Origin of the sequence: Conyzicola sp. (assembly GCF_046714715.1) — a bacterium.
GTDB lineage: Bacteria > Actinomycetota > Actinomycetes > Actinomycetales > Microbacteriaceae > Conyzicola.
Genome location: NZ_JBKKAD010000010.1, coordinates 23,478 through 34,616 on the forward strand (window position 1 = coordinate 23,478; position 11,139 = coordinate 34,616).

The 11,139-nt window shown below is 69.7% G+C and carries 15 protein-coding genes; 3 read left to right on the plus strand and 12 right to left on the minus strand.

Translation table 11 applies throughout. The features are described 5' to 3' along the window. Positions 1-173: 173 nt before the first annotated feature. From ACLQ6X_RS01050 to uraD, 5 genes are all read right to left on the minus strand, one after another. Positions 174-665: an FIMAH domain-containing protein gene (locus tag ACLQ6X_RS01050; RefSeq protein WP_411698305.1), complete on the minus strand. Its 492-nt coding sequence runs from the start codon at positions 663-665 to the stop codon at positions 174-176. Beyond that, a complete protein-coding gene (locus ACLQ6X_RS01055; RefSeq protein WP_411698306.1) occupies positions 662-2,035 on the minus strand; it encodes a serine/threonine-protein kinase in 1,374 nt (457 codons plus the stop codon). The genes ACLQ6X_RS01050 and ACLQ6X_RS01055 overlap by 4 nt, the downstream gene beginning before the upstream one ends. A 62-nt stretch (positions 2,036-2,097) precedes the next feature. Then, on the minus strand, positions 2,098-3,423 hold the full coding sequence (locus ACLQ6X_RS01060) for an MFS transporter (RefSeq protein WP_411698307.1): 1,326 nt from the start codon (positions 3,421-3,423) through the stop codon (positions 2,098-2,100). Continuing rightward, complete coding sequence (uraH, locus tag ACLQ6X_RS01065) at positions 3,423-3,749, minus strand: hydroxyisourate hydrolase (protein WP_411698308.1); 327 nt, start codon at positions 3,747-3,749, stop codon at positions 3,423-3,425. Before uraH ends, ACLQ6X_RS01060 begins: the two co-directional genes overlap by 1 nt. Then, complete coding sequence (uraD, locus tag ACLQ6X_RS01070; RefSeq protein ID WP_411698309.1) at positions 3,746-4,249, minus strand: 2-oxo-4-hydroxy-4-carboxy-5-ureidoimidazoline decarboxylase; 504 nt, start codon at positions 4,247-4,249, stop codon at positions 3,746-3,748. The genes uraH and uraD overlap by 4 nt, the downstream gene beginning before the upstream one ends. A gap of 19 nt (positions 4,250-4,268) precedes the next feature. Between uraD and ACLQ6X_RS01075 the strand changes: the two genes are divergently transcribed. Next, on the plus strand, positions 4,269-4,820 hold the full coding sequence (locus tag ACLQ6X_RS01075) for an NTP transferase domain-containing protein (protein WP_411698310.1): 552 nt from the start codon (positions 4,269-4,271) through the stop codon (positions 4,818-4,820). A 71-nt stretch (positions 4,821-4,891) separates the two neighbouring features. Here ACLQ6X_RS01075 and ACLQ6X_RS01080 read toward each other — a convergent pair whose 3' ends face one another. After that, positions 4,892-5,296 (minus strand): MerR family transcriptional regulator, encoded by a 405-nt coding sequence (locus ACLQ6X_RS01080; protein ID WP_411698311.1) that lies wholly within the window; start codon positions 5,294-5,296, stop codon positions 4,892-4,894. Between the two features lie 125 nt (positions 5,297-5,421). Here ACLQ6X_RS01080 and ACLQ6X_RS01085 point away from each other — a divergent pair, with 125 nt between their 5' ends. Continuing rightward, positions 5,422-6,144, plus strand: a complete 723-nt coding sequence (locus ACLQ6X_RS01085; protein WP_411698312.1) for an SDR family oxidoreductase — start codon at positions 5,422-5,424, stop codon at positions 6,142-6,144. 99 nt (positions 6,145-6,243) lie between these two features. On the opposite strand, the gene hxlA is transcribed toward ACLQ6X_RS01085, so the two are convergent. Beyond that, positions 6,244-6,867: a 3-hexulose-6-phosphate synthase gene (hxlA, locus tag ACLQ6X_RS01090; RefSeq protein ID WP_411698313.1), complete on the minus strand. Its 624-nt coding sequence runs from the start codon at positions 6,865-6,867 to the stop codon at positions 6,244-6,246. A gap of 30 nt (positions 6,868-6,897) precedes the next feature. Then, positions 6,898-7,461, minus strand: coding sequence for a 6-phospho-3-hexuloisomerase (gene hxlB / locus ACLQ6X_RS01095; RefSeq protein WP_411698314.1), 564 nt, complete (start codon positions 7,459-7,461; stop codon positions 6,898-6,900). A 103-nt stretch (positions 7,462-7,564) separates the two neighbouring features. Between hxlB and ACLQ6X_RS01100 the strand changes: the two genes are divergently transcribed. After that, positions 7,565-8,821, plus strand: coding sequence for a LuxR C-terminal-related transcriptional regulator (locus ACLQ6X_RS01100; protein ID WP_411698315.1), 1,257 nt, complete (start codon positions 7,565-7,567; stop codon positions 8,819-8,821). Between the two features lie 160 nt (positions 8,822-8,981). On the opposite strand, the gene ACLQ6X_RS01105 is transcribed toward ACLQ6X_RS01100, so the two are convergent. The 4 genes from ACLQ6X_RS01105 to ACLQ6X_RS01120 form a co-directional block, all read right to left on the minus strand. Continuing rightward, a complete protein-coding gene (locus ACLQ6X_RS01105) occupies positions 8,982-9,479 on the minus strand; it encodes a hypothetical protein (RefSeq protein ID WP_411698316.1) in 498 nt (165 codons plus the stop codon). A gap of 68 nt (positions 9,480-9,547) precedes the next feature. Further along, positions 9,548-10,132, minus strand: coding sequence for a DinB family protein (locus ACLQ6X_RS01110; protein WP_411698317.1), 585 nt, complete (start codon positions 10,130-10,132; stop codon positions 9,548-9,550). Between the two features lie 25 nt (positions 10,133-10,157). Continuing rightward, positions 10,158-10,499 (minus strand): cupin domain-containing protein, encoded by a 342-nt coding sequence (locus tag ACLQ6X_RS01115; protein WP_411698318.1) that lies wholly within the window; start codon positions 10,497-10,499, stop codon positions 10,158-10,160. Positions 10,500-10,540: 41 nt separating this feature from the next. Further along, positions 10,541-11,139, minus strand: a 599-nt coding sequence (locus ACLQ6X_RS01120) for a MurR/RpiR family transcriptional regulator (protein WP_411698319.1), incomplete at its 5' end; no start/stop codon positions are given.

The window sequence follows — 11,139 nt, forward strand, 5'->3', positions numbered from 1 at the left end:
CTACTGAGCCGGTTGAGTAGGTCGCCCAGCGACCGTATCGAAACCGCCTCGGCCGCATCGCGCGTACCTTGACGACGCGCTTCCGGCCGGATGACGCGTCCGCGGTCGGGTCATTCGGCCGGAATCGGCTCACCTAGGCGGCGAGTTACTGCTGGCCCGCGCCACCCGGCGGCCTAGTCGTCGTCGTTGCCCTTGCCCTTGCCCTTGCCACCCTTGTCGTCTTTGTCGTCTTTCGCGTCTTCGGCGGCCTGCTCTTCGGCGGCGCGCTGGGCTTCTGCGAGGCGCTGCTCTTCCGCGACGCGGTCGGCTTCGGCCTGCTTCTCCTCTGCGACGCGCTGGGCCTCGGCGGCGGCGGCGGCCTCCGCCTCGGCGACGCGCTGGGCGAGGTCGGCGCGCACGAGGTCGATGTTCGCCTGCACGGCCTCGGCGCGCTCGGCGCTGATGTCTCCGCTCGCGACCGCGGCATCGAGCCGACCCTGCAGGGCGTCGAGCTCGGTGACGGCCGCGGCGAGGTCGTTCGCGGCGGCGTGGCTGGCGACCGTCTGCACGGAGGCCTGCAGGCCCTTCGCGGCGTCGGCGGTCAGGTCGGGCGTCGCGGCGCACCCCGCGAGGGCACCGGCGCCGAGGAGGGCGGCAACGAGGGCTGAGGTCAGGCGTCGGTTCACGGTGTCACGCTTTCCAGGAGTTCGTCGAGGTGGGTGCCGAGCTCGCCGCCGTTGGCGGGCAGGGTCGGCACGGGTTCGGGAGGTGTCTCGTCGCCGGCGATGACCGTGCTCAGCACGAAGCCGCCGATGCTGAGTACGGCGAGCACCCCTGCGCAGACGATGAGGATGCGGCTGAGTCGCCGGCGCTTGGCGACGGATGCCTCGTCGCCCGTCTTCGCGGAGGGCGCGGCATCCACGGGGCCCGGCAGCACGGTCGTCGCGGCGTCGTCGTTCGACGGAGCCGACATCACGCGCGTCGGCGGGTCGACGGCGTCGGCCTTTCCCAGTGCAGCGGTCTGGCCAAGCGCCTCGGTCTGGCCCAGCGCCTCGGTCTCGCCGAGCATCGCCGTGCCGCCCAGCGCAGCGGTCTGCCCCAATGCAGCGGTCTGGCCCAGCGCAGCAGTCTGGCCAAGCGCCTCGGTCTGGCCGGTCGCTTCGACCGTCCCCAAAACGGCGGTGTCACCGGTCGTCGCCGCATAGGCTTCGCGTTCGATCTCGCGGGCGAGTTCCGCCACCTCGAGCGCGTCCGGGCGGGCGTCGGGCTCGCGCGACGTCATCCGAGCGAGCAACGACCCCCACGCCGCGCCCAGAGTGTGCGGGATCTGCGGGTCGCTCACGAGACGGGCCGAGAGCGATTCGATCATCGATCCCTCGAACGCCCGCGTCCCGGTGAGCGCCTCGAGGGTCACGAGACCGAGCGAGTAGATGTCTGACGCCGGGCCCGGCGCGATACCGCGAGCCTGTTCGGGGCTGAGATACGCGGCGGTTCCGATGATCGTGCCGGGCATGGTGAGCCGGGTGCTGTCGATCAGGTAGGCGATGCCGAAGTCGCTCAGCTTCGCGCGGAACTCGATCGCGCGCGACATCGACGGGCTGAGCAGGATGTTGGCTGGCTTTACGTCGCGGTGCACAACACCGTTCGCGTGCACGACGTGCAGGGCCTCGCCCAGGTCGACGAGCATCTGCGCCGCGTCGATCTCGCCGACGGTGCCCTCGTCGATGCGTTCCTTGAGCGTGGGCCCGTCGACCAGTTCCATCACGAGGTAGGACTGGTCCACGCCCTCTCCACGGTCGATGTTCGCGTCGAAGAGAGTGACGAGCGCGTGATGGTTGAGCGACGCGAGCAGCTGGATCTCCGACGACTCCCGCCCCAGTTGTTCGGATCCCTCGGTCTCGATCGAGAAGATCTTGAGCGCCACACTGCGCCCGAGCGGAACGTCGGTCGCACGATAGACCGACGCCATTCCCCCGCGGCCCAGCAGCGACCCGACCGTGTACCGGCCGCCGATGATGGTGCCGGCTGTGATGCCGGGCATGCGCGAGGTGTCCATTGCCACTTTCCTTCTCGGGTGACCGGAGTGGGTCTATCTACGGTAGCCCAACTGACGGTCTTTCAGTCCTCCAGTGCCTTACCGCGCAGATCGGGCAGCGTGAGCGCTACTATCGCCGCGACCGCGAACACGGCGGCGAAGACGCCGAACGGCAGCGCGACTCCGCCGGCGGCCAGCAGCACGGGCACGCAGAGCGGCGCGATGATCGAGGCGAGTCGCCCGAATCCGGCCGCCCAGCCCGCGCCCGTTCCGCGCACGCGGGTCGGGTAGAGCTCGGGCGTAACGGCGTAGAGCGCACCCCACGCGCCGAGGTTGAAGAACGACAGCAACGCGCCGAACAGCAGAATCGTCGGCACCCCGTCGGCGGTGCCGAAGAATCCGGCCGACACCGCGGAACCCGCGAGGAAGACGGCGAGCGTGACCCGGCGGCCCCACTTCTCGACCAGCCAGGCGGATGCCGCATACCCGGGAAGCTGCGCGAGGGTAATGATCAGCGTGTATTCGAACGAGCGCACGAGAGAGAAGCCCTGCGCCACCAGCAGCGTCGGCAGCCAGATGAACGCGCCGTAGTAGGCGAAGTTCACGCAGAACCACACGATCCAGAGCGAGATGGTGCGGCGTCGCAGGCGGGCGCCGAACAGGGTGGCGATCGGGCGCTCGGCCGTGACCACCGGTTCGGGAGCCTCGGCGGCGACCGGCGGAGTGGTCGCGCCCGCGGCATCCTCGAATTCCCGAACGATCGTCTCGGCCTCCGCGTGCCGTCCCTTCGCCTCGAGGAAACGCACCGATTCGGGCAGCCGCAGCCGCACGAAGATGGCCCAGACCGCGGGCACCGCGCCGAGCGCGAGGGCCCAGCGCCAGCCGTCGTCGCTCGTGGGGATGACGAAGTAGCCGATGAGCGCGGCGGCCGTCCAGCCGACGGCCCAGAACGATTCGAGGATGACGATGATGCGTCCGCGGATGCGCGCCGGAGCGAATTCGCTCACCAGGGTCGACGCGACGGGCAGCTCGGCGCCGAGGCCGAGCCCCACCAGGAAGCGCAACGCGATGAGCGCGCCGACCGACAGCGACAGCGCGGAGAGGCCCGTGAACACGCCGTAGACGAGCAGGGTCAGCGCGAACACCTGGCGGCGGCCGAGCCGGTCGGCGAGCAGACCGCCGAGGCTGGCGCCGATCGCCATGCCGACGAATCCGGCCGAGGCGACGAAACCGAGCTGACCGGCGTCGGCCTTCCAGACGACCGCCAGCTGGGCGATGACGAACGAGATGAGTCCCACGTCCATGGCGTCGAGGGCCCAGCCGATGCCGGAGCCCGACAGGAGTTTCGTGTGTTTACGCGTCCACGGCAGGGCGTCGAGGCGCTGCGAACGCGTGAGTCCGGTCGTCATCAGCTGCCGCGGTAGGTCGAGAAGGCGAACGGGCTGAGCAGCAGTGGCACGTGATAGTGGGCCCTCGCGTCGGTCAGCTCGAAGTCGATCGAGACCCGCGGGTAGAAGGTGGGCGTGCTCGTGCGGGCGAAGTAGACGCCGGTCTCGAACACGATGCCGTACTCGCCGAGTGGCAGGGCGTCAGGTCCAAGCTCGGGCACGCGGCCGTCGTCGTTCGTGACGCCCTCGGCGACCAGGCCGCCCTCGGAGTCATAGAGGGCGACGGCGACACCGACCGCCGGGCGGCCGAGCGCCGCGTCGAGAACGTGGGTGGTGACGTGGCTCATCGGTCGCCTCCGGTCGACTCTGCGCCGAACAGCTTCTCGAGACGCAGCAGCGCGATCTCGCGCAGCTGCCCGCCGACGATCTCGAGCTCGCTGGCATTGGGCAGCTCGAGGCGGCGGGTGAGCTCGTCGAGGATCTCGGCACGCGTGCGCCCGGCGGCGCGGATGATGAACACGCGGCCGAAGCGCTCCTCGTAGGCCGCGTTGCCGGCAGCGATCTGCGCGGCGGTTTCGGCGTCGTCGCCTCCGAGCCCGGCCTGCTCGCTGCGGCTGAAGTTCTGTGACGCGCCCTCGCCGACCGGCTTCTCGCCGATGCGCGGATGGTGCGCGATAGCCTCGTCGATCTCCAACGGGCTGAGCGGCGTCGCCGCCTCGGCCGCCGTGGCGAGCAGCTGGGCCACCGACTCGTACGGATACCCGGAGGCCACCTCGTCGATCCAACGGTTCACGGACAGGCTTGCGGCGAGGCCCTCGCGCAGGGCGGTTTCGGAGACATCGATCATTGTCTGTCTAACATTACTCATGACCGTTACCGGGCTCGTTCTCGCGGCCGGCGCCGGCACCCGCCTCGGCATGCCGAAGGCGCTCGTCGTGCGCGACGGGGTGCCGTGGGTCGCGCGTGCCACGCGACTGCTGCTCGCCGCGGGCTGCGACCGGGTCGTGGTGGTGTTGGGCGCATCCGCTACCGAGGCACTCGCTTTCGTGCCGACGGATGACGCGATCTCCACGATCATCAACGTCGACTGGTCGAGCGGCATGGCGTCGTCCCTTCGCGCCGGCCTCGAGGCCCTCTCGGGTACGGCGGCGGCCGACGACGCGGCGCTGATCACGCTCGTGGACACGCCCGGCCTGCCGCTCGACGCGGTGCGACGCGTGCTCGCGGCCGGATCGCCGCTCGCCCGGGCCGTGTACGACGGGCGGCCGGGTCATCCGGTTCTCATCTCGTCGCAGCATTGGGGCCCGATCTCGGCAACCCTCGCCGGCGACCACGGGGCCCGCGCCTATCTCGAAGCGCACGCCGTCACCGACATCGAGTGCGGCGACCTCTGGAGCGGCCGCGACATCGACAGCTGACTGTTGGTTGAGTAGCGCCCTCTGGGGCGCGTATCGAAACCCGGTTTCGATACGGTCGCTGCGCGACCTACTCAACCAGCGAGTGACTCCAGCGGCGCCCATGCCGGCTCGCGCAGGGCCGGGCAGTGTTCGGCGGTCGGGTTGTGCGCGATGTCGATCATGCGGTCGAGCGCATCGCGTGCGGCGGCCAGGTCGTCCATAGCGGCGGTGATGCGGGCCCGTTCGGACTCGAGTAGCGCGAACGCCTCGGCCGAGGCCTCGCCGGAGTCGACGCACGGAAGCACCCGCTGGATCGTGCGGCTCGGCAGGCCCGCGGTGAAGAACTGTTGGATGAGCTGCACGCGTTCGACGGCCGACTCGGGGTAGGTGCGCTGACCGGTCGACGTGCGTTCGGACGCGAGCAGACCCTGCTCTTCGTAGTACCGCAGCGACCTGGTGCTGACTCCGGCCCGCTGTGCGATGTCGCCGATTCTCATAGCGCGCCCGACTTCCATTTCATTGTGCTCAATTACTTGCCCTTAACGTCAATGTCAAGTTATAGCGTAGCCGACGTCGGGTCGCGACCGACCCGTTCCACACCCGAAAGAAAGCACCGCCAGCCATGAACATCACCGACCAGATCGCCCTCGTCACCGGAGCCAACCGCGGCATCGGAAAGCAGTTCGTGCTCGAACTGCTCGAGCGCGGCGCCACCAAGGTGTACGCCACCGCCCGCCGTCCCGAGCTGCTCGACTTCGACGACAGCCGTGTGATCCCGCTGCAGCTGGACCTGCTGGACGACGAGTCCATCGCCGCCGCCGCGGCGACAGCGAGCGACGTGACGCTGCTCGTGAACAACGCCGGCATCTCGACCGGCGCCCTCCTCGTCACGGGCGACCTCACCGACGCGCGCCGCGAAATGGATACCCACTTCTGGGGCACGCTCGGCACCATCCGCGCGTTCGCCCCTGTTCTCAAGGCGAACGGCGGCGGAGCGGTTGTCAACGTGCTGTCGGCCCTCTCCTGGTTCGCGGCCCCCGGCGCCGGGGCCTACGCCGCGGCGAAGGCCGCCGAGTGGAACATGACCAACGGCGTGCGCCTCGAGCTCGCGGGCCAGGGCACGTTCGTGCAGGGGGTTCACCTCGGCGCCGCCGACACCGACATCATGGCGGAGTACGACGGGCCGAAGATCGACCCCCGGGACGTGGCGCGAGCGACCCTCGACGGCGTGGCCTCGGGTTCGATCGAGGTCGTCGTCGACGACTGGAGCGCCATGGTCAAGGCGTCGCTCGCAGGCGATCCGGCCGTGTTCTACAAGCAGATGACCGAGATCCTCGGCGCGTAGCAGCGGCTGACCGCTGGTTGAGTGGGTCGCGAAGCGACCGTATCGAAACCGGGTTTCGATACGCGCCCCAGAGGGCGCTACTCGACCGGCAAGAGCGAGCTAGGCGATCGCGGCGCGCAGCTCTGCGGCGGCCGTGCCCGGGTCGGTGGCGCTGTAGATCGCGCTGCCGGCCACGGCCACGGTCGCACCGGCGGCCTGAACCGCTGCGATGCTGGAAATGTTCACTCCGCCGGCGACCGAGAAGTCGACGCCCGAGTCGGAGCCGTCGGTGAGCAGGGTCTCGAAGGTGAAACCGTCTTCGGCCTGCTCGTCGAGTCCGGCGTGCATCTCGACGAACTGGGCGCCGAGCGCGACGACCTCGCGGGCGCGAGCCGACTTGTCGGCGACACCGATCAGGTCGACGACGATGCCCTTGCCGTGCTTCTCGGCCGCCTTGACGGCTCCCGCGATCGTGCTGTCGCCGGCGACACCGAGAACGGTCACCAGGTCGGCACCGGCCGCGAACGCGATGTCGGCCTCGAGCTCTCCGGCATCCATGGTCTTCAGGTCGGCGAAGACGATCTTGTCGGGGTGGGCCGCCTTGATCGCGGTGACGGCGGAGAGGCCGGCGGCCTTGATGAGGGGCGTGCCGAGCTCGATGATGTCGACGTGCGCGGCGACCTTGCCGGCGAGGGCCAGCGCGTCGTCGGTTGTGAGTACGTCCATTGCTACCTGGAGCTTCATGTGGTGCTTCTTTCTGTTGAGGTGAGGGGTCTATTCGAGATTGGAGTGCCGCGGCCAGAGGTCGTCGGCGCTGAGTCCGCTTTGCTGCCATAGCGAGTGGAACAGCGCGTCCCCTATCGTCACGACGGTCTGCTCGAAGAGGCCCCCGGCGTACTGGGCGCTGACCGTGCTGTCGCGGTCGAGCTTGCGGGCGGCCTCAACGAGGATCGTGACGGTCGCGAGCTTCGCGACGTCGGATGACGCGTCGGCGGTAATGGCGACGACCGAGGCGCCCACGTCGACGGCGGTCTGCGCGGCGCGCACGATGCCGGCGGTCGAGCCCGACCCGCTTGCGACCACGAGCGCGTCGCCGTCGCCGATGGCGGGGGCGGTGACTTCGCCGACCACGTGCACCGTGAGGCCGAGATGCATGAACCGCATCGCGGTGAACTGCAGGGCGATGCCCGAGCGCCCCGCACCCAGCAGGAACACCTGTTTCGCGTCACGGATCTGCCGCGCGGCGTCGTCGAGGCCGGTCGACTGGTCCGTCGTCAGCGCCCGCACGGCGGCCGCGTTCTCGGCGGCGATCAGGGAGAGGGCGGTCTGCACGGTCATTGCTCCAGCCTGCGCCCGGGCTCCCGCCCACCCCGCCCACCCATCGAGCGGTCTTCCCTACCCGTTCGGGTGGGGCACATCCCCGGCGCGTACCGTTGGGGGCATGCTCTCCCCCACCGACGACCTGCTCGACGACGTGCGCACGGTGATCTCGCAGTCCCTGCTCGGCATCGCCGCGGCTCTCTCCGACCTGCTGCGCCCGATGGTGCCGCACGCGGCGCTCGTGATCTTCACCGAGGACTGCACGGGCCGCCCGCAGAAGAAGGCGGGCGCGGCGCGGATCGTGGAGCACGTCACGATCGCCGAGCTCGACGAGCTGCGCAGCCGGGCCGGTGGGCTGCAGCCCGCGCGCTTCGACGATGCGACGATCGCGGGCGGGGCGCATCCGGTGGTCGTCTTCACGGCGGACACGGCGGCGATCCTGGTGCTCGTCGACGTCGACGGGGTCGAAATCGCGGATGACACGTCGGCACGCATAGCGCGCATCTGGCAGCTCGTGGCGCTGAGTATCCGCCAGCAGGTTGCCACCGCGTCTCCCGCCTACCTGGCCGATTCGCGTTCCGCGTCGCGCGAGCGGGCGAGCCTCATCGCCGACCTGACCGACGCCCACGCGACCGCGCTCGAGTCGCTGCTCGTCGTTCTGCGCTCACCCCAGCACGGCGACGCGGCGGCCAGACAACGCGCCATCGACATCGCCGCGGGCGCGATGGTCTCGCTTCGGGCCGTCTCGGACCGCGACCGGATGCTCGCCGAGGAGCCCGTGCACAGCGCGTTCGAGCGGCTGCGCGACGATCTGGCCCCGCTCGTGCGTCACGGCGGGCTCGACGTCGAGTTCGTTCCGCCGCCCGCCACCGGACGCCCGCTGCCCGGCGAGGTGGCGCACGCCGCCCGCGCCGTCGTGCGGGGTGCGGTGCTCGCCCTGAGCGACGCCGACGGGGTCGACCGGGTGCGCATCCAGTGGGACTGCGACGGCTCCAACCTGCTCGTCGACATCCGCGACAACGGTGCGGGCGACCTGACCGTCGAGACCCCCGGTCTCGGTCAGCTCGCGGCGCGCGTGGCCGTGCTCGACGGCAGCTTCACGGTCGCCGGTACCGCCGGATGGGGCTCCCAATTGCAGATCACGCTGCCTCTGGATGCCGCGGCGCCCGTCATCAACGTGCCCGACGCCGGGCAGCTCACCCCGCGCGAACGGGACGTGCTCACCCTGCTCGCCGAGGGCGCCCGCAACAGGGCGATCGGGGTGGCGCTCACGATCAGCGAGAACACCGTGAAGTTCCACGTGGCGAACCTGCTGCACAAGACCGGAACCACCTCGCGGGCACAACTCGTGGCTCTGGTCGCCGCGCACGCTGGTTGAATACCGCCTGCTGGTTGAGTAGCGCCCGCTAGGGCGCGTATCGAAACCCACCTTCGCGAAAACAATGTTTCAGTTCGCGTTGATATTCAGCACGAACTGAACCTCGATTTTAGAGACCCTTTTCTTTTTCGCTATGCCACCAAAAGGTGGCAGATCGAATTCAAAGCTGCCGCTGCGGCTGGAGAGCCGAGAGTTGCTCGGCAATCGCCCGCACCCGGCGCTTGGCCACCGGGATCCGAGCCCCGGGCACGATGTACTGCACGTCGCCGTTCGCCAGCCCCACGGCCAACTCGCCCCCGACCTCCGCGATGTCGTCGATACCCGACCAGGGGATCTGAACGAACGGCTGCGGAGGCCTGTCCGGTGTGAGGTAGGAGAGACCGGCGTCATCCGCCACGACGATCAGCCCGAGTCCCCGGGCGACGTCTACCCCCGGCACGAGGTAGTCGCCGACGTGCACGAGCGCTCCCGGGTGGTTGTAGGCGGCGAATACGACCCAGCCGGGAGCCGCTGCCAGGCGGATCGCCTCGGAGACCCGATTTACCCTCGTCACCACGAAGATCAGCACGGCAGCGAGGATAAGCAACACGAACAACCCGCCGGCTATGACTACGCGCATCTCGGGTCTCCAGACGAACAGCGCGAGGAGCATAGCCATCGGCAATATCTGGCTGGTGCCGAGCACGAACCAGAAGGCGTTCTGGTTCCGTCGATGAAAAGACACAGCTACTGCGCTTCGCGCGCGACGGTCTCGAGGCGGTCGCGGTAACCGTCCCACCACTCCCTCTGCGCCTCGGGCAGGTTGCTGTTGTTCGCGCGCAGCCCGGCGGCGCCGTCGATGAGCTCGCGCACGATGTCGGCGTGGCCGGCGTGACGGTGGGTCTCCGCGATCATGTGCACGAGGATCTGCTGCAGCGTGACATCGCGGGTCTCTTCCCGCCACCACGGGACCACGCCCGGCGCATCCAGCGGGAGGGCGGCGACCGTGGCATCCGAACTCTGCCAGACGCGTTTGTAGAGGGCGACGATGTCGTCCCGGCTCTCTTCGGCCGTCGCCCACATCTCGGCGTTGGGCTCGGCGTCGTGGGCGAGCCAGGGCAGCGGCTCGGCGAATGGGCGGCCGAAGACATCGCCGAGGTAGCCGGCCTCGGTGCTCGCGACGTGTTTGACCAGACCGAGCAGGTTGGTGCCGGTGGGCACGAGAGGGCGGCGGGCGTCGTACTCCGACAGGCCCTCCAACTTCCAGAGGAGGGCCTCGCGGCCCTCCTGCAGGTAGCGCAGCAGAACGGACTTCTCGTCGGAATCGGTCATCGACCCAGATTGGCAGATGCGACTGCTACCGCGGGCCCAGCACTCCGTCGCCCGGCGACCCAGCGGCTTCGCCCTTCAGCTCGATCAGGATCGTGTGAGTCGGCGTCTCGCCGATGTTCTCGCCGGCGTGCTTCTGGGCCGGCAACCAGACGGCGGCGCCCGAGGGCAGCGCGGTCTCGAACTCCCGTCCGCCCGCCGAGAGCCGGCGTTGGAAGGCGCTGAGCGTGACCATCACGCTGTTCGGGTGGTCGTGCGGCGTCGTGCGGGTACCGGGCTCGTCGGTGTACTCGAGCACCCGCACGAAGTCGTTCTCCCTCATGAGCCGGTTGTGGTCGGGGTTCGTCAGTATCGGATCGTCGTCGGTCATGCCGCAGACTGTACGCCCGCGCGATCACGCGTCGAAAGGGGTCATTCCAACTCGTCGAGCTCGCGGTAGGCGTCGCCGATGGTCGCGATGCGGGAGCGTCCGGCGGCCAGGTCCGCCGCGAGCACACCGGCCGCGAGCAGGCTGATCACGCTGGCCGCCGCAGCGTAACTGTCGAAGGCGGTGACACTGTCGACCGGGCACTCGATCACGATGTCGGCACCCAGCCGCGGCGCGTCGGTGAGCAGCACGCTGCGTGCCTCGGATGACTCGACGAGCGCCAGCACCCGCGAGAACCCGCGCGGCCTGCGCCGGAAGCCCACCAGCACCACGACGTCGTCGGCACCGAGGGCGGCGAGCTCTTCGCCGATCGACTGGCCGGGCAGCGGCGCGAGCTGCACGCCGTCCCTGGCCTGGGCGAGCTGCTGCCTGAGGTGCAACGCCATCGGGTAGCTGTTGCGGAACCCGACCACGAGCACGCGCCGCGCGCCGGCAATGAGGGAGGCGGCCGGCGTGAGATCGAGGCCGGCGAGCACGGAACGCAGGTTCGCGAGCTCCCGGTCGAGGTGCTGCGTGTAGCTCGTGGGCGCGTCGCTCGCGAGCGGAGTACCCGAGGCGCGCAGGCCGCGCACGTGCTCGCGCA

Bases quoted from the DNA above. Each gene is read 5' to 3' on its own strand.
- ACLQ6X_RS01075 (WP_411698310.1), top strand. From the start codon at position 4,269: ATGACCGTTACCGGGCTCGTTCTCGCGGCCGGCGCCGGCACCCGCCTC.
- hxlA (WP_411698313.1), bottom strand. From the start codon at position 6,867: ATGAAGCTCCAGGTAGCAATGGACGTACTCACAACCGACGACGCGCTG.
- uraD (WP_411698309.1), bottom strand. From the start codon at position 4,249: ATGATCGATGTCTCCGAAACCGCCCTGCGCGAGGGCCTCGCCGCAAGC.
- ACLQ6X_RS01055 (WP_411698306.1), bottom strand. From the start codon at position 2,035: ATGGACACCTCGCGCATGCCCGGCATCACAGCCGGCACCATCATCGGC.
- ACLQ6X_RS01085 (WP_411698312.1), top strand. From the start codon at position 5,422: ATGAACATCACCGACCAGATCGCCCTCGTCACCGGAGCCAACCGCGGC.
- ACLQ6X_RS01080 (WP_411698311.1), bottom strand. From the start codon at position 5,296: ATGAGAATCGGCGACATCGCACAGCGGGCCGGAGTCAGCACCAGGTCG.
- ACLQ6X_RS01115 (WP_411698318.1), bottom strand. From the start codon at position 10,499: ATGACCGACGACGATCCGATACTGACGAACCCCGACCACAACCGGCTC.
- ACLQ6X_RS01105 (WP_411698316.1), bottom strand. From the start codon at position 9,479: ATGGCTATGCTCCTCGCGCTGTTCGTCTGGAGACCCGAGATGCGCGTA.
- hxlB (WP_411698314.1), bottom strand. From the start codon at position 7,461: ATGACCGTGCAGACCGCCCTCTCCCTGATCGCCGCCGAGAACGCGGCC.
- uraH (WP_411698308.1), bottom strand. From the start codon at position 3,749: ATGAGCCACGTCACCACCCACGTTCTCGACGCGGCGCTCGGCCGCCCG.
- ACLQ6X_RS01110 (WP_411698317.1), bottom strand. From the start codon at position 10,132: ATGACCGATTCCGACGAGAAGTCCGTTCTGCTGCGCTACCTGCAGGAG.
- ACLQ6X_RS01100 (WP_411698315.1), top strand. From the start codon at position 7,565: ATGCTCTCCCCCACCGACGACCTGCTCGACGACGTGCGCACGGTGATC.
- ACLQ6X_RS01060 (WP_411698307.1), bottom strand. From the start codon at position 3,423: ATGACGACCGGACTCACGCGTTCGCAGCGCCTCGACGCCCTGCCGTGG.